The following is a 17,908-nucleotide window of genomic DNA, read 5'->3' as shown; positions in this document are numbered from 1 at the left end:
CTGTGCCTGGAGTTATTGGCTTAGGCTTGATTGCTGGAACCGAACTCGCGCATTTTACCGATAACCGTTTGCTTGATAGCTTCACGGCCAGGTTTAAGGAATACACGAGGATCGTAAGCTTCAGCCTTCTCGGCCAGAACTTCGCGAACCACTTTCGTGAAGGACATTTGGTTCTCCGTGTTCACATTGATTTTGGAAGTACCGAGGGAAATGGCTTTCTTAATGTCATGCGTAGGAATTCCCGTACCGCCATGCAGAACTAGCGGAAGGCTAACCGCATTGCAGATCTCTTCCATTTCCTTGAAGCCAAGATTCGGTTCGCCTTTGTAAGGACCGTGTACGGAGCCAAGAGCCGGCGCAAGCGTATCGATGCCTGTCTCTTTCACGATACGTACGCAGTCATCCAGCTTCGCGTACATTACTTCGCCGATGACGTCGTCTTCTTGTCCGCCGACCATACCTACTTCGGCTTCAACGGATACGCCTTTAGCGTGCGCATATTCAACGACAGCTTTCGTCGTTTCGATATTTTTCTCAATTGGGCTGTGGGAATCGTCAATCATGACGGAAGTAAATCCGGCATCGATCGCTTCTTTACATTTCTCAATGCTCGAACCGTGGTCAAGATGAATCGCTACAGGAACTGTGATTTTCAAGTCTTCCATCAGGCCTTGCACCATCTTCACAACGGTGTTGAATCCGCCCATGTAACGAGCTGCACCTTCGGATACGCCAAGAATTACCGGAGATTTCTCTTCTTCGGCAGCTTCAAGAATCGCGTATGTCCACTCCAGGTTGTTGATGTTGTACTGACCCACTGCATACTTTCCTTTAAGAGCTTTGTTCAACATATCTGTCATACTTACTAATGGCATGGCTCCAATCCTCCTAGGACGTTTGTTTGTATTCATTTTGCCGACATTCACACGTAATTATTATAACACAACCCGACAAAAATACTATTCAAGCTTTTCCATCTATTTATGAAATTATGCCGCCAACCGATAGTTGATCCCCACCTAAAAACCTTACCCACATATATGTAAAAAAAACTCCCTCAAGCGAAGGGAAACGAAATTCCCCATGCCCGAAGGAGGCTGTCTTTACGACATATTTGATTGCTGCTTTCGCTTAAAGGACGGCGCCGCCTTTCAGCTCCATATTTACCGCCATTCTCATTTCATCAATGTCGAAAGGCTTCGTAAAATGCCTCAACGCGCCAAGCTCTGTCGCTTCCTTGATCATATCCAGCTCGCCATAAGCTGTCATCATGATAACCTTAATGGCCGGATTGACTTCCTTAATATGCTTCAATATCTCGAGTCCATCCATGCCGGGGATCTTCATGTCGAGAAGCACCAGATCCGGTGAATCGCTGCGGACGATCTCCAAAGCCAGCTTGCCATTGGCAGCCTGGAATGTCTTATAGCCCTCGCTGCTGAACACTTCCATTAATAAAATACGGATTCCGTTCTGATCATCGACAATTAACACTTTCTTCTCTTCCACTGAGACACCCTCCTACAAGTCTAGCCCTTGTAATTCTCATAAGGTATAATTCGCCTCGATTTAGAAAATCCCTTCTAATTTGGTAAAAAGATACTTAAAATCATTCGTGATTCCTACAGGAAGAGAAAAAAATTAAGAATTATGCGCAATCGACGCCTTCACGAACTCGCGGAACAACGGCTGCGGCCGGTTCGGACGGGACGTGAATTCAGGATGGAATTGAACAGCCAGGAACCACGGATGGTCAGGAAGCTCGACGATTTCGACGAGACGGCCGTCTGGGGACGTTCCCGAAATGCGCAGGCCTGCCGCTTCCAGTTGTTCACGATAGTTGTTGTTGAACTCATAACGATGGCGATGCCGTTCATCCACCAGCTCTGACTTGTAGCACTGCTCAGCCAAGGAGCCCGGCACTAGCTTACATGGGTACAAGCCGAGACGCATGGTTCCGCCCAGATCCTCGATATCCTTCTGCTCTGGCAGAAGATCGATCACCGGATGCGGCGTAGCCGGATTGATCTCCGAGCTGTTCGCGCCTTCCAGGCCAGCAAGCGCACGTGCAGTTTCAATGACAGCTACCTGCATGCCCAGGCAAATGCCGAAGAACGGAACTTTCTGCTCGCGGGCATAACGGATCGTCGTAATTTTGCCTTCGATCCCCCGGTCGCCAAATCCTCCGGGCACCAGAATGCCGCCGACGCCCTTCAGCTGCTCAGCTACGTTATCTGCGGTAATATCCTCCGCATTCACCCAGCGAATTTTAATTTCCGCATTATTGTCAAAGCCGGCATGCGACAACGATTCTACGACGCTCAGGTACGCATCATGAAGAGCTACGTATTTGCCGACGATTGCAATTTCAACCGTCTTCTCCAGTTTGTTGATCCGGTCAACCAGCTTCACCCACTCGCTCATATCTGGAGCTGGTGCATTCAGCTTCAAGTGATTGACGACAATCTCGTCAAGCCCTTCCCCTTGCAAGTTAAGAGGAATTTCATATAACGTGTCCGCATCGCGGCACTCTACTACCGCATTGGCATCGATGTCGCAGAAGAGAGCGATCTTCGCCTTCATGTCTTCGGACAACTCATGCTCCGTACGGCATACGATCACGTTCGGCTGAATGCCAATGCTGCGAAGCTCTTTGACGCTATGCTGGGTCGGCTTCGTTTTGACTTCCCCAGCAGCCTTGATATATGGAATAAGCGTGACGTGGATATACATGACATTGTCGCGGCCAACGTCGCTCTTGATCTGGCGGATCGCTTCCAGGAAAGGCAAGCTCTCGATATCGCCCACCGTTCCGCCGATCTCTGTAATGACCACGTCCGACCCGGCCTCGCGGCCAGCCACGAATACACGCTCTTTAATTTCATTCGTAATGTGCGGGATGACTTGAACTGTTCCGCCGAGGTATTCTCCGCGGCGTTCCTTGCCGATGACGGAGGAATAGATTTTGCCCGTCGTTACGTTGCTGTTCTTGGACAGGTTGATGTCGATAAAGCGTTCGTAGTGACCAAGGTCAAGGTCAGTCTCGGCCCCGTCGTCCGTGACGAACACTTCCCCGTGCTGGTAAGGACTCATCGTACCCGGATCCACGTTAATGTAAGGATCGAATTTCTGGATCGTTACCTTTAAACCTCTATTTTTTAACAGCCTGCCGAGTGAAGCGGCCGTAATCCCTTTGCCCAGGGAAGATACAACCCCGCCTGTTACGAAAATATATTTTGCCACAGTCAAAAAACCTCCTACATAATAGTCCAGAAATTCAGGCGACTCAGATCATAGCGTAACCCATTAGCCCACGAATCATAGCTAAAATGGACATAAAAAAACAAAAAAGTGACACCCGAATAGGTCGGGGCACTTTTAAAATTTAGAACATATTTATAGGTTTGAATCATAAGCCCATGCAATAGTTTACCCGTTAGCATCTCCCCTGTCAAGTAAAGAAGAGAGCATTTCAAGAGGTTACAATTGTGGCAATTTCGTGCAAACTCAAAGGATGAAAACCGGGTTTATTTATCTTCGTATTCATCCTCGAATTCCTCATCTTCGGAATCCGAATCTTCGTCCTCTTCATCGAGTTCTTCATCATCGATCAGCGGCTCTTCATCAACTTCGTCGACGCTGTCATCGTCATCATCCGAGAACAGCTCGTCTTGATCGTCCTCATCATCGATCGCATCGAAATCGTCGTCTTCGTCCGTGAAATCGTCTTCCTCATCCGTGAAGTCCTCGTCTTCCAAATCGTCATCATCATCGTTAATGATGCGTGGACGCTTCGCATTCGCCACAGGATCCTCAGATTTCTCAATCGGATACCAGCGCTTCAAGCCCCACAGGTTCGTGCCTACGCAGGCAAATCGACCGTCAATGTTAATCTCCGTGTACAATTGAGCGATCGCTTCATTAATTTCTTCCTCCGACATATTGCGGATCTTCGCTACCTCGTTCATCAGGTCGCGGTAATAATACGGTGTATTCGCCGCTTTCAAAATCAAAAAGGCCAAGTCAACCATTGGAATTTCATGGACCTTCTCCGGGTCGATTTTCAAATTAAGTGGGGTACTCACCAGGCGGACACTTCCTCTCACGCAAAGTTCACTATACAGGTGCCGAAATCAAATTGGAACTTGACTCCTTCACTAACATATCCATATCACACCTAAGTAAAACCTATTTGGTATTAAGATGTCAAGTTTAATAGTGTGGTTAAAACGTGTCCAAATCGTGTATTGCCCTGCGGCGCTAAATCCATTAGAAAAGACGGGAACAAATCGTTCGCCGTCTCTCGACTGTATCCGACCGAGAAAAAGGCGCGAGCCTTCTCTTCGGGTGGTCATGAAGACCCTTTAAGGCCTTCACTTCATCCTATGTCTATATTCTTCCTTTGGACACGGGACTTACAGCCTTTTGCAGCATTTCTAACAATATTTTTATTATTGATAGCTGCAGGCCTGTTTGCCCATTTCCTTGGAACAGGGCCACTTCCCCACTCCCGGTCAGCAGCTTCATCATAATATACTCCAACACGCTAACTCGGGAGGATATCATCTATGGATTACGCCAAATTACTGCGCTTTTTGAACGACTCCATCGACCCCTCCGGAAAAAGCGGACGGCATATCGTCCGATTTCTGCAGCCAAGCCACTATTACGAGTTCATCCGTCAATGGTTCAAGTACCGGCACAAATATCCCGCCCTGCAGTCCATCCGTTCATCGCCGCTGCTGCAAGCCCTGTTCTGCCCTTTGCGTCTTCAGGACGGCCAAATGGACTCCGAACCCGGGCTATATGTCGAAAGCGACTCCACCATCAGCGTTAATTCGCCAGCTTCCCGTACCAAAGAACGCGCCACCGAGATCCCTTGGGGTGTAAAGCGGATTGGAGCACCTGAAGTATGGTCTGTCTCGACAGGACATCGCATCCGTATAGCTGTCATCGATACGGGAGCCGATTACAGCCATCCCGATCTGCGTTATTCCCTGGCACGCGGCATTCATTTGCTGAACCGTGCCAGTCTGCCTCATGACGATAACGGACACGGCACCCATATTGCCGGAACGATTGCCGCGGCCGGCGGGGCGCAAGGGATGATTGGCGTGGCTCCCCGTTCATTAATATATCCTGTCAAGGCATTTGATCATAACGGATCAGCGTACGTGTCCGATATTATCCTTGGAATTGACTGGTGCATCAGAAACCGTATGCACATTATCAACATGAGCTTCGGCATGAAGTCGACAAGCATATCCCTTAAAAATATTGTCAGGAAAGCCCATGAAGCGGGCGTCGTTATTGTCGCCTCCTCAGGAAACGACAAAAAACAGCGAACCGCGGATTATCCGGCAAAATATGCCCAGACCATTTCCGTGGGGGCCACGAACCGGGACGGAAAGGTCGCCTCCTTCAGCAATTATGGTCCCTATATCGACATTTACGCCCCTGGGGAAAAAATCACGTCCTCCTGGCTCGGTGGAGGACATCGCGAAATGAGCGGCACATCGATGGCGACGTCCCATGTCAGCGGCGCTATCGCTTTGCTGCTGGCGGCGCGTCCGAATCTTACACCGGACGAGATCAAGCAGCGTCTTCGCCGCACGGCGCGTCCGCTGGCTGGGTCGCTACCCCGGGGGCGGTCCAGGCCGGGCGAGGTTAGCGCAGTGCGCCTCCTGCGAGGCAAAACATCGCGGCGCCGGCAGGGCTGACGCCAGCAGGACCCGGCAGGGCGGCCTGCAAGCTGCAGAGGAGCGCAGCCCTGCCGAACGCCGCACGGCGGAGAGCCGCCGCGCAAAAAGCCGCCCTCTTCGCAGTAGCGAAGAAGACGGCTCCCGAGCCAGGCGGCCCGGCATGCGGGCGCGCAGCAGATGGCACTACGCCCCATGCGCAGGCGCGACGACTCGCTGTTTGCCGCTGTAGCGGACAACCCTGGCCTGTGCTACATCCGTTCCGGCGCAGATACGCCGATCAGCTTCAGCACATTGGCCAGCACGGTCCGCACGCCGCCAAGCAGCGCCAGCCGCGCAGCGGTCTGCTCCGCGTCCTCGGTAATGACGCGCTCCGCTTTGTAATAGCTGTGGAACAATGCCGCCAGCTCATACAAATAACGCACCAGGCGATGCGGCGCGAAGTTCTCGGCCGCTACGCCGATTTCTTCCGGCAGTTCGCCCATTTTGCGCAGTAGATCGAACTCATGCTCAGCGGTCAGCTTGCTCAGCTTCACGTCTTGAATGGCAGGAATCACGATGCCTTGCTCCTCCGCCTGACGGAAGATGCTGCAGATCCGCGCATGCGCGTATTGGACATAATAAACCGGGTTCTCATTGGATGTAGAAATGGCCAGATCCATGTCGAAATCCAAATGTGAATCCATGCTCCGCATTGTAAAGAAATAGCGAATCGCATCAACGCCGACTTCATCCATTAAATCGACCATCGTTACGGCTTTGCCTGTCCGTTTAGACATTTTCACCTTCTCGCCGTCCTGGAACAGGCTAACCATCTGAGCGATCAACACCGTCAGCTTGTCCGGATCGTTGCCAAGGGCCTGCATAGCCGCTTTCACCCGCGGAATGTAACCGTGGTGGTCGGCGCCCCAAATGTTGATCATCCGATCATAGCCGCGGTCGTATTTGTTGCGGTGATAAGCGATATCCGGCGTCAAATAGGTATAGGTTCCATCGTTCTTCACAAGTACCCGGTCTTTATCGTCCCCGTACTCCGTGGATTTAAGCCATGTCGCACCGTCCAGCTCATATGTTTGTCCCTTGGAGCGCAGCTCCTCCAGCGACTTCTCCACCTGTCCGTCCACGTACAGGGAGGTCTCGCTAAACCATACATCGAAGCCCACCCGGAAGCGACTCAGGTCGCGCTTGATCTTGTCCAGCTCTTTCTCCAATCCGTATTTGCGGAGGAAGTCCTCTCTTTCGTCTGGAGAAAGGGACAATAACGCATCTCCCTTCTCGGCAACCAGTTCCTTCGCGAAGCCTTTGATATCTTCGCCGTGGTATCCGTCCTCTGGCATCTCCACGTCCTGGCCAAGCTCCTGCAAGTACCTCGCCTCGATCGATTTCACGAGGTTCACGACCTGATTGCCAGCGTCGTTGATATAGTACTCCCGAGTAACCTCGTATCCAGCATAATCAAGCACGTTGCACAAAGCGTCTCCAACCGCCGCCCCGCGCGCATGTCCCAAATGCAGGCTGCCCGTCGGATTGGCGCTGACGAACTCGACCTGTACCTTTTTGCCTTCTCCAAGCTGAACCCGGCCATATTTTTCGCCTTGTGCATAGATCTGCTCCAAGACAGGGTACAGATAGCTTTTGCTAAGGAAAAAGTTGATGAAACCCGGACCAGCAATTTCCGCCCGCTCGACACCAGCTTGTTCATAATCGATGTTCTTCACGATTTCTTCCGCGATTTGGCGCGGATTTTTCTTAGCAATCCGTGTGAGCTGCATAGCAGCGTTCGTGGCAAGATCCCCGTGCGCCTTATCCTTCGGCACCTCCAATACGATAGCAGGCACCTCATCGCGATTTGCGAGTCCAGCAGCTACAACTGCGTTAAGAATCGCTTCCTTCACGGACTGATTGATTTGTTCCAAGGGATTAACTGTCATCTTAAACTTCCTCCTGTATATGTAAACTGATTACAAAGTGTCCGGTCATCTCTTCATGAACCCATAGGTCGTATTCCCAGGCCACAACGCCGCCGGAACCTTCTAGACGAGCATTCAACCTGCTTGTATCTGTCGACAAATTAAACCTCGTATAAGGGGACCTGTAGAATCCCGGCAGCCGCTTGCCCTGCTGGAACGTCTGCTCGGATTCCACCTCCCCGTGGCGCATGATTTTGAGCTCGTTCTGCGAAATTTTGATCGTGGCCCGCGTCGTACCGCCCGTTGGCCCTGGTTCAGGCTCGACATATCTGACGTAAAGCGTGCTGCCCTTGCTCCATGTCTCGCCTTTGATACGCTGTTCTGAAGCCTCATCGCCTTGCTGGCTATTAATGACGATGACGGCTGGCTTCCAGTTCGGCACCCTATCCTCTCCATCCATTCAGCCTGTTCTTCAACATTTTCTTATTGTACTACTATATCCAGTTCAACGGTGCAATTCAATATTTTAGCTTCAGCAAACGATCATTCAAATTTGCCGGGAGTTCCCCGCCGCCGGTTCTACATGAAAAACACCGCTCTCACGAGCGGTGTCTCTAATTTAAATGATGTAGTTAAAGCGGCTGGCTTAGAACCATATATTTGACCTTGGAGCCGTCGAAATGAAGATGGAACCGGAAATAATCCCCCGATTTATAGCTCCATTTACTCGGCAGCTTCATCGGGTCTGCTTGTAATTTCTTGCCGACCTCGGCCGCGGTCAGCCCTACCTTCACTCCGCCGGGCGTCTCGTGGGAGCCGTCGCAGAAGATGATTTTGTTGTTAAGCTCAAGAATTCCGTTACTGTACTTGCGAACCTCTTTGACTTCGCCTACGGCGTTATCGTAGTAAGGAATACTCCAGTCGGCGGGCTCGGTGTCCAGCCGTTCCTCCCATTCTGAATAGATTAAGCCGTCCACCGCGATCTGTTCTCTTTCAACCCCTTTGGGCTCCCGCAGTTCGGCTTGCTTCTCCGCTTCCAACCGTGCCCTTTCCTCAAAGGCATCAAACACGCCGAGCTCCGAATCGGGCTGCATCAGACCATGCATTAGCAGCAGCGCCTGATCATCGGCATAATATGCCTTCCCCGCGGATTCAAATGCGTTATTGTCCAAATTATAGGGCAATTCAATGATCCTCTGATCGCTAAGCGCAAATTGCATAATGACCTGTCCTGTTGGGGAAGCCGTCTCCGTTGCCGCGGCCTGCATATCTGTGAAACGCAAAGATTGCAAAATCACATACTGGCGTTCAAGCGGTATTTCCTTCTTCGTTCCCTTCCAAACCGCAAAGACGGATTTTACCTCTTCCTCCTGGAATGACAGGTGATCCAGCAAGTAAGGGGACAGTGCTTCTCCCTCTTGATCCTGATTTTGATCCTGTTCCAGTGATATGTCAGATTGCTCCTCGAGGTCTGGCTTTACCGGCAGCTCCCCGTCAAGAGCAACACCGGCAGCGGAAGCATCCGTAACCTTCAACGCTTGATCCCGTTCCTGCAGCTTCACGATACCAATGATGAGGGCAGCGGCCAAGACGACCAAGGCGCCCGCCAACAAATAGCCCTTTAGATTGCTCTTTTTGTTCATCTTTCCTCCTTAACTGCCTGCCAGTTCATGTGCTAAGTAAATATCTCAAATACCATGTGATTAGACGCATAAACTGGGTAAAGGTTGCCAAAATTTCTCACTGGATATGCAAAATAGTTCCAAGGGCATACACTGGGACAAACGCCGGTCAAAGCACAAAAATACCCCGCAGCCATTTGCGCTGCAGGGTATTTCCATCATTTGAATTTAAACAATAAATAAGCCATTTAAAACTACTTCACAAAGCCCAGCAGCATTTCGCGAATGAGCTTGGCGGCCACGATTTGCGTCTGCTCGGTCGGGTCATAAATCGGAGCGACCTCTACAAGATCGCAGCCCACGACGTTCACGTCGGATCTAGCGATCAAATGAACCGCTTCAAGCAGCTCCTTCGAGGTAATCCCCCCCGCTTCGGCCGTCCCTGTACCCGGGGCGCAGGACGGATCGAGCACGTCGATATCGATCGTTACATACACCGGACGCGAGCCCATTTTCGGAAGCTCGGTCTTCAGCGGCGCGGCTACCTCGAATGGATGGAAGTTAATATTCTGGCGTCCGTAAAGGAATTCTTCCTTCGATCCGGAACGGATTCCGAATTGATAAATGTTCTTGCCGCCCATCAATTCAGCCGCTTTGCGAATCGGCGTAGAGTGGGACAGCGGCTCGCCTTCATATTGATCACGAAGATCGGCGTGAGCATCAATATGAATGACAGCCAAATCAGGATACTTCTCATGCATCGCCTGAATGACCGGCCAGCTGACCAAATGCTCTCCGCCTAGTCCGATCGGGAATTTATCGTCTTTTAGCAAACCGCGAACATAGTCGCCAATCACGTCAAGACTGCGGGCCGCATTGCCGAAAGGCAGCAGCAAATCCCCCGCATCGAAATAAGCAGCGTCTAGAATGCTCTTATCCAAATACGGGCTGTACTCCTCCAGACCAACCGATGCCTGGCGAATGCGCGCAGGGCCAAACCGCGAGCCCGGACGATAGCTGACGGTATAATCCATCGGCATCCCGTAGATGACCGCTTTGGCATCCTCATACGACTCGGAGCTGCAAATAAATACGTTGCCCGAATAAGCCTGATCCAATTTCATTGCCGCACGCCCCCTTATTTCACGAGATCTTCTACGAACTTAGGCAGCACGAATGCAGCTTTGTGCAGACGCGGTGAGTAATACTTCGTATCGATCTCCGGGATTTGGGTCTCATCTACTTGAAGCGGATCATGGGTTTTGCTGCCCATCGTAAAGGTCCACAGACCGCTCGGATACGTAGGGATGTTAGCGCCGTATACCCGGACGATCGGGAAAATTTCCTTGACGTCTTTATTCACCTTTTGAATCAAATCCGCTTTGAACCAAGGATTATCGGTTTGAGCTACGAAAATGCCGTCGTCCTTGAGCGCCTCGTAGATCCCTTGATAGAAGCCGCGCTCGAACAATGGGGCTGCCGGGCCTACAGGCTCCGTGGAGTCCACCATAATCACGTCGTATTTATTCTTGCTCTGAATAATATGCATATAGCCGTCATTTACTTGAACCTCAACGCGCGGGTTATCCAACTCACAAGCGATTTCCGGCAAATATTTTTTCGAATATTCAATGACCTTCCCGTCAATATCAACAAGAACAGCCTTCTCCACCTTAGGGTGCTTCATAATTTCGCGTATAACGCCTCCGTCACCGCCACCGACAACAAGCACATGCTTCGGATCCGGGTGCGTAAACAACGCCGGATGAGCTACCATCTCATGGTATACAAATTCATCCTTCACCGTCGTCATGACCATATCGTCAAGCACCAGCATTCGTCCAAACTCTTCGGTATCAATGATCGCCAAATCTTGAAAATCCGTCTGCTCTCTCACCAATGTTTCCCGAATTTTTGCCGTAATGCCAAAGACGGGCGTCTGTTTCTCCGTAAACCACAATTCCATCGTATAACCCTTCTTTCCCGTTAGAATAGTGTTTAGCCGTCATATTAACCCTTACCGGAGGCCGGGGGCTGTCCAGATTCACTTCTCGCAAAGTTTCTCTTCCTATTGTACCAAACAAATTTGATTATATTAAAACAAGGTGAAAATGCAACTATTTATGGAAATCCGTAAAATCGATCTTCCCCATGCCTCCGCCATGAATATCTCCCCCAAACTTTCCCATACTGAACAGTAGCCGCATCAAGAGCGGAAATTCGGAGGTTGGAGGCGATTGCAAGCTATGCAAAGACTTGTCCGCAGCAGCAGACGGGGCTCGCACCGCAGAAGATTCCTTATATTCAAATGTTTCCTGGCCTGTGGCGTTACCATGCTGATCGCCTCCGGAGCGCTTATCTTCTATTTATATCAAGCGGATCTGCCGCTCGCATACTCCGATCGGCATTCACAGCTCCTCAGCCGCCAGGGCGAGGCTATCGCCGTCTTCTCCAGCTCCGACCGGAGCCGTTCCAACGTTGCGCTAAATCATATTTCACCATATCTTATTCAAGCGACGCTCGCTGTAGAAGACCGGCAGTTCTATGATCATTTCGGCTTTGATCTCAAAGGCATGGCCCGGGCGGTTCTCGTCAATCTCAAGGAGATGAACAAAGTACAGGGAGCCAGCACGTTGACGCAGCAGCTCGCGCGAAACCTGTATTTATCGCATGAGCGTACATGGTCGCGAAAACTGAAGGAGGCGATGTACACTGCACAGCTGGAAATGAAGCTGGGTAAAGATGAAATCCTGCAAATGTATCTTAACGAAATTTACTACGGCCACGGCGCTTATGGCATCGAGGCGGCAGCCCAAATGTATTTCGGCAAATCCGCGGAACAGCTCAGCCTGGCCGAAAGCGCCATGCTGGCCGGTGTGCCGAAGGGGCCTACTTATTACTCCCCTTTCAATCAGATGAAGAATGCAAAGGACCGCCAGCGTCTCGTCTTAAATGCCATGGTGGAAACGGGAAGCATCACCGGGCTTCAGGCGGAAAAAGCCTATGAGGAAATCCTCCAGTTCCAATCTCCGAAGCTGCGGACGACTGGAGATCAGGCTCCATATTTTCGCGACTACGTCCGAAATGTGATCATCAACGAGCTTGGGATCGATGAGAGCCTGCTGGAGAACGGCGGACTCAAAATATACACCACCTTGGATATGGATACGCAAAAGGCGGCCGAGCTTGCCGTGGCAAGCGAGCTGAAGGACTCGCCCGATCTGGAGGCAGCCCTGATCTCCATCGACCCGCGCAGCGGCCATATCAAAGCACTCGTCGGCGGCGTGAACTACGTACGGAGCCAGTACAACCATGTCTTTGCGACGACCCGTCAGCCCGGCTCAACCTTCAAGCCGATTATGTACTTGTCCGCACTGTCTTCCCGCAAGATGACAAGTGCCAGCAAATTCTCCAGCCAGCCGACCTTGTTTCATTATGATAACAACCGGAAAACGTACAGCCCCAAAAACTTCGGCGACAAATACTTGGGGGAAATCGATATGCGCCAGGCCATTGCCGCCTCGGACAATATTTATGCGGTCAATACAATCCTGACGGTTGGTGCCGATCAGGTCATCGAGCTCGGCCGGAAGATGGGGATTACCAGTCCGCTGAATGCGGTGCCTTCCCTGGCGCTGGGTACGTCGCCGGTTAGTCCGTTTGAGATGGCTACGGCGTTTGGGGTAATCAGCAACCAAGGCAAACAGGTCAAACCGGTTGCCGTGCTGAAAATTACCGACGATGAGGGCCACATATTATATGAAGCTCCCTCCGCTGCCCCCGAGCAAGTTGTCGAGCCTGCCGCAGCTTACGTGCTGACCCATTTGCTGGAGAGTGTATTCGAAGCTGGGGGAACCGGAAACCGGGTGTCGGCGGACATCAAGCGTCCGGTTGCCGGCAAGACAGGCACGACAAGCACCGATGCCTGGCTGGTGGGATTCACACCAGAGCTGTCTACGGCCGTCTGGGTTGGATATGACAAGGGGAAGATGCTAGGTACGGCTGAATCACGCAAGGCGGCCCCTATATTCGCCAAATATACAGAGAAGGCCCTGGAAAAAGTACCGCCCAAAATTTTTCCGATTCCCGACGGGGTCGTCAGCGTATATCTCGATCCCGCGACAGGGAAGCTTGCGACGGAGGATTGCCCCGGCAAAAAGCTCGAGGTATTTATTGAGGGCACAGAGCCGACTGAGACGTGTGACGTTCACGGGGATAAAGAGCCTGAACCGCTGCCCGTCGAAGAAAAAACACAGAGCCGCTCCTGGTGGAGCGATCTAAAACGCTGGTGGATGGACTAGGCGCAAGGCATGCTGTAACATGTGAGATATCCTCATTCGGCACGCATAGGACGCATGAATGATGTACAGAAAAGGAGATCTCTTAACATGAGCTTACCGTTAACCCCATATCCGGAAGGTATGACACTGCCTCCTGCATTCTACGACACGACGGCTCTGGAAGCGGCTCCCCGGCTAATCGGGCATACGCTCGTCCGCCGAACCGAGGACGGAGATATCCGCTCCCGCATCGTCGAGACGGAAAGCTATGGCGGCATAGAGGATAAGGGAAGCCACGCTTACGGCGGGCGAAGAACCGCTAGAACGGAGATCATGTTCGGCCGGGGCGGAACAGCCTACATTTATCTAATCTATGGAATGTATCATTGCCTGAACGTCGTTACCGGTGCCGTCGATGATCCGCAAGCCGTATTGATCCGGGCTGTTGAGCCTCTGACAGCGGAGGATGAAGCTCTAATGCGTAAATATAGGGGCGCGGCAGCCAGGAAGCCTGTTGTTTTATCCGGAGGTCCAGGCAAGCTGTGCCGCGGACTTCGCATCGATAAATCGCTAAATGGCCAATCTCTGCTGGAGCAGGGCGGCCCGTTATGGATTGAGGCGGGCAGACCGCTGCGGAAGGAGACCATCATGCAGTCGCCGCGTATTAATATCGCGTATGCACAGGAGTATGCTGCTAAGCCATGGCGTTTTTTCCTGCGGGATAATCCTTATGTTCCTCTGCTTGATAAGAACATGAACGTGTTTCAAGAGTTCTGAACAACGGCGACCCAAACTACCTGCGTTTGTGCAAAATTGATTTTCTAGCGGTTTCTCCAATCCCTGTTCCAAGACAGTTCAACTTTTGTTGAAGCATCTGCTGAAGCGCCTATTTGGCGCTTTTTTTGCATTTGTTTAGTTCAGTGCTCGTCCGTACATTCAAGCGGACATTTGATTATAATGGGCAGCAGGAATACAATATACACAACAATCAAACAAACACTTGAATGTTCTTCTTAAAGCAATAGGAGGTTCCTTACATATGACAAGTCCGATTCTAGTCCAAGCTGAAGTTCGCGAACAATCCCACCTATACAGCGGCATTACAGATGAACTTGGCAGCAGCCTCAATGAAGAAGATATCCTCGGCATGACACAGATGTTCAAGGCGCTGTCCGATCCCAACCGGATGAAGATCGCCTATTTGCTGCAGCAGAGGGAGGAGCTATGCGTTCGCGATGTCGCTTTGATCCTGGACAGCTCCGTCGCTACGGCCTCCCATCATTTACGTTTATTAAAGCAAATGGACATTACGAATTCACGCAAAGAAGGCAAGAACGTGTTCTATTCTCTGAAGGATCATCATATCCAAACGTTGATTACGATGACGCTGGAGCATCAGAAGGAGAAACATTGCCAAGAGTAAGTCCTCCACTGCCTAAGGCTATGCCATGACTCAGGGCCCTGTCCTGCGCCTGTGCCCGCGCTGGCTGCTGACCCTTAGGATCACCATCTTCCGATATAAAGCCGGCATCATCACCTTCAGAAATCAAATAAGCACGCATCCGGCTGAGGATCCCCCCTGAGCTGGCGCGTGCTTATTTATATGACAATCTCGATGGATTGCTGTTTTGAATATGGAATTCGCTTCTATTCCGTCTCCAGAGCTGCCTTCAGCTCGTCTGAAGACTTCTCCCACCATTCTTCGTTGGTTTCTATGAGCAGCTTCTTCAGGGCGGCCTTTTCCTCCGCCCCCAGCCCATCCAAAATGACTCTGCGCTTTAGAGCATAGTCCATCTTGTTGACATGATCGGCGAGAATCTTCCATCCGCGGCGCGCTTCCGTATCGATCAGCATTTCACAGGCGGTCATCCCGCCGTAAAATTGCCCCAGCTCCAGCGTCCGGTCCACGGCTACCCATACGATCCATACTTGGCGTCCGTTAGGAACGTCCTCCTTATTCGTCGAGAACTTGATGCCCTTCTCCACCTTACTCTTGGCATGCATGGCGCCGATATCGATGTAAGCTTCGTTCCCGTCGATGATGACCGGCGACATGCTGTTCAAATCGATGGAGCCTGCACCGAATCCTTTATGCTTGCTTTTGTCATCGTTACTAATAATATTTAAGGCGAATATCTTCTTGCCCGTCTTCTGTGAAGTATCTTTATCTTTATTATCCATAATTCCCTCCACCTGGCTTGAGCGGTCGCTTGATCAGAACCTGAGCAGCGTTCGCCGAAGGCAGTTTCTGCATGTTTTCTTTCCCTATAGAGAATGCTTGTTCAGCCGACGTACACATTAATTTTATTTTAGCTAATAATCTCCCAAATGCAAACATATACATGCTGTAGATGCTTGTCAACAGGAGGTATCCATGGTATGACCCGTCGATCGATAATAATTAGTATGGCTATTCTTACCTTGTGTCTTTTAGGCGGTTCCATCATGTACATGCTTCATGACGACCACACGGACGCCCCCTCATTTGCCCCGCAGCAGAGCAAGACCGCCTCAGTGAAAGCCTCTTCTCCCCCGCAGGAGAGTATACAGCAGCCGACAGCAGAAATACTCAGCAACCGGGTTACAGAATACCATATTGACGTCAAGCTGAATGAACAGGAGCGAACGCTGACTGGCACCCAGACGCTATCCTGGACCCATCCCGGGAAAAAAACGGTGAACGAGCTCTACTTTCATCTATATCCCAATGCCTTCGCTTCCTCAGAAACTACATTTATGAAGGAATCCGGAGGACGCCTGCGTGGAGATGTTATGCCGAAGGATGGCTGGGGCTCCATCGAGCTGACCGATATCCGGACGATGGACGGCATTTCCCTCCTGCACCGAATTCAGTATGTCCAGCCCGATGACGGCAACACCAAGGACAGGACGCTTGCCAAAGTGCGTCTGCCCATGTCGGTGCAAGGCGGCGAGACCATTACGCTCAAGATGAGTTTCACCGTGAAGCTTCCTAAAGTTTTTGCGCGAATGGGCACCGCCGGTGACTTTGTGATGGCCGGACAATGGTTCCCCAAACTGTGCGTATACGAACCTGTCTCAAGAAGGGGAAGAAGCACGGAGGGCTGGAACCTGCACCAGTATCACGGGAATTCGGAGTTCTATTCCGATTTTGGCATTTACAGCGTGAATATCGACGTTCCCAGCGAGTATAAGGTAGCTGCTACTGGATTTCCGACCAAACCTGCGATACAGCGGGGCGAACGCAAAATCGTCCAGTATTACGCGGATGATGTGCATGATTTCGCCTGGGCCGCTTCGCCAAGCTTCATCTACGCCGAAGAGCCGTTCTCTTCGGAGGAGGTGCCAGGGGTGCGGATCAAGCTGTATCTCGATCCAATCCACAAGGACTTGAAGGATCGTTACTTCTATGCCGCTAAGGTTGCATTATCCAATTTCAGCAAATGGTATGGAAGCTACCCCTACTCCACTTTATCTATCGTTGTACCCCCGGCTGACGGGAATGGTGCAGGGGGAATGGAGTATCCGACCCTGATTACGGCGTTCGGGGCGACTGGCGACTCCCCGGGCTATGACGAGCTGGAGCGCACGGTCATCCATGAAATCGGGCATCAATTTTTTTATGGAATGGTGGCCAGTAATGAATTTGAAGAAGCCTGGCTGGACGAGGCCTTCACTTCCTATGCCGAGGACCGCCTGATGGAGCAGGAGTTTGGGATCACGACCAGCCTGCCGATTCAAGCTGCATTGATCCCCGACCCCAAGCCGTTGACTCTGCCTTCCTGGGAGTTCGGCACAGCGGATACTTACGCTAGGAATGTCTATCACCGCGGCAAACTCGTTCTTCTGGACATCGAGCGGCAGATCGGCAACAAAGCCATGAATCGGGCGCTGTCCCTCTATGCGCGTAAATATCGGTTCAAGCATCCGACCACGGCGGATTTTCAGCGGGTGCTTGAGCAAACGACGGGACGCTCCTGGAAAAATTATTTTAACCAGTATGTATATGATGGAAAAATGGCGGACTATGCCATAGAGAACATCGATATCTATCAGGTCCGGCAGGACAGCAATGCTCTGTACGAGGCCGTCGTAGACATCGCCCGCAAGGGCGGAACCTATGCGAAGGTGCCGATCCTCTTCACCTTCCAAGACGGGCATACCGTACGGAAGGTACTAGACGGGAAGGAAGAGCGTTCCCAATTGAAATTATCCTACAGGGAACCCCTCGCCTGGGCCATGCTCGACCCGGATTACACGCTGGTGCTGGAGAACAAACATATTAATAACTACTTTAAAGCCAGCCTGGACGAGAAGGTCAGCACACGCGCCAATGTCACCGTAACGAAGCTGCTCGAAATGCTGACCAGCTCATTCCTATGGTAAGCAGCTTACGATGCAAGTTTTGTTCGATGCCT

Annotated in this window: 15 protein-coding genes; 5 read left to right on the top strand and 10 right to left on the bottom strand. The window is 51.4% G+C overall.

All coding sequences use genetic code 11. The features are described from left to right. Positions 1-20: 20 nt before the first annotated feature. The 4 genes from fba to rpoE form a co-directional block, all read right to left on the bottom strand. Positions 21-875: a class II fructose-1,6-bisphosphate aldolase gene (fba, locus tag QNH46_RS00590; RefSeq protein ID WP_213595526.1), complete on the bottom strand. Its 855-nt coding sequence runs from the start codon at positions 873-875 to the stop codon at positions 21-23. Between the two features lie 256 nt (positions 876-1,131). Then, a complete protein-coding gene (locus QNH46_RS00585) occupies positions 1,132-1,509 on the bottom strand; it encodes a response regulator (RefSeq protein ID WP_283926487.1) in 378 nt (125 codons plus the stop codon). A 132-nt stretch (positions 1,510-1,641) separates the two neighbouring features. Next, on the bottom strand, positions 1,642-3,243 hold the full coding sequence (gene pyrG / locus QNH46_RS00580) for a CTP synthase (RefSeq protein ID WP_283926486.1): 1,602 nt from the start codon (positions 3,241-3,243) through the stop codon (positions 1,642-1,644). Positions 3,244-3,527: 284 nt separating this feature from the next. After that, complete coding sequence (rpoE, locus tag QNH46_RS00575) at positions 3,528-4,085, bottom strand: DNA-directed RNA polymerase subunit delta (protein WP_283926485.1); 558 nt, start codon at positions 4,083-4,085, stop codon at positions 3,528-3,530. Between the two features lie 483 nt (positions 4,086-4,568). Here rpoE and QNH46_RS00570 point away from each other — a divergent pair, with 483 nt between their 5' ends. Next, the gene (locus tag QNH46_RS00570) at positions 4,569-5,720 is read left to right on the top strand and encodes a S8 family peptidase (protein WP_283926484.1); all 1,152 of its coding nucleotides are present in this window, start codon (positions 4,569-4,571) and stop codon (positions 5,718-5,720) included. Positions 5,721-5,950: 230 nt separating this feature from the next. Here QNH46_RS00570 and argS read toward each other — a convergent pair whose 3' ends face one another. The 5 genes from argS to speE form a co-directional block, all read right to left on the bottom strand. Beyond that, positions 5,951-7,630: an arginine--tRNA ligase gene (gene argS, locus QNH46_RS00565; protein ID WP_283926483.1), complete on the bottom strand. Its 1,680-nt coding sequence runs from the start codon at positions 7,628-7,630 to the stop codon at positions 5,951-5,953. Between the two features lies 1 nt (position 7,631). Then, positions 7,632-8,051, bottom strand: coding sequence for a YwiB family protein (locus tag QNH46_RS00560; RefSeq protein ID WP_244996899.1), 420 nt, complete (start codon positions 8,049-8,051; stop codon positions 7,632-7,634). A 190-nt stretch (positions 8,052-8,241) separates the two neighbouring features. Then, positions 8,242-9,252: a hypothetical protein gene (locus QNH46_RS00555; protein ID WP_283926482.1), complete on the bottom strand. Its 1,011-nt coding sequence runs from the start codon at positions 9,250-9,252 to the stop codon at positions 8,242-8,244. Between the two features lie 233 nt (positions 9,253-9,485). Next, positions 9,486-10,355, bottom strand: coding sequence for an agmatinase (speB, locus tag QNH46_RS00550; RefSeq protein ID WP_283926481.1), 870 nt, complete (start codon positions 10,353-10,355; stop codon positions 9,486-9,488). Between the two features lie 14 nt (positions 10,356-10,369). Beyond that, positions 10,370-11,197: a polyamine aminopropyltransferase gene (gene speE, locus QNH46_RS00545; protein WP_155613498.1), complete on the bottom strand. Its 828-nt coding sequence runs from the start codon at positions 11,195-11,197 to the stop codon at positions 10,370-10,372. Between the two features lie 280 nt (positions 11,198-11,477). Here speE and QNH46_RS00540 point away from each other — a divergent pair, with 280 nt between their 5' ends. The 3 genes from QNH46_RS00540 (at position 11,478) to QNH46_RS00530 (ending at position 14,934) form a co-directional block, all read left to right on the top strand. Beyond that, complete coding sequence (locus QNH46_RS00540; RefSeq protein ID WP_283926480.1) at positions 11,478-13,532, top strand: transglycosylase domain-containing protein; 2,055 nt, start codon at positions 11,478-11,480, stop codon at positions 13,530-13,532. 87 nt (positions 13,533-13,619) lie between these two features. After that, entirely contained in the window at positions 13,620-14,288 is a 669-nt protein-coding gene (locus QNH46_RS00535; protein ID WP_430691867.1) for a DNA-3-methyladenine glycosylase, read from the top strand. A 262-nt stretch (positions 14,289-14,550) separates the two neighbouring features. Next, positions 14,551-14,934: an ArsR/SmtB family transcription factor gene (locus QNH46_RS00530; RefSeq protein ID WP_283926479.1), complete on the top strand. Its 384-nt coding sequence runs from the start codon at positions 14,551-14,553 to the stop codon at positions 14,932-14,934. 224 nt (positions 14,935-15,158) lie between these two features. On the opposite strand, the gene QNH46_RS00525 is transcribed toward QNH46_RS00530, so the two are convergent. Beyond that, positions 15,159-15,692, bottom strand: coding sequence for a YwhD family protein (locus QNH46_RS00525; protein WP_283926478.1), 534 nt, complete (start codon positions 15,690-15,692; stop codon positions 15,159-15,161). Between the two features lie 198 nt (positions 15,693-15,890). Between QNH46_RS00525 and QNH46_RS00520 the strand changes: the two genes are divergently transcribed. After that, positions 15,891-17,876, top strand: a complete 1,986-nt coding sequence (locus QNH46_RS00520) for a M1 family metallopeptidase (protein ID WP_283926477.1) — start codon at positions 15,891-15,893, stop codon at positions 17,874-17,876. The last annotated feature ends 32 nt before the right edge of the window (positions 17,877-17,908 follow it).

The organism is Paenibacillus woosongensis (assembly GCF_030122845.1).
Taxonomy (GTDB): Bacteria; Bacillota; Bacilli; order Paenibacillales; family Paenibacillaceae; genus Fontibacillus; species Fontibacillus woosongensis_A.
Note: the sequence above shows the minus strand (reverse complement) of the source record. Positions and strands in the feature narration are given on the sequence as shown.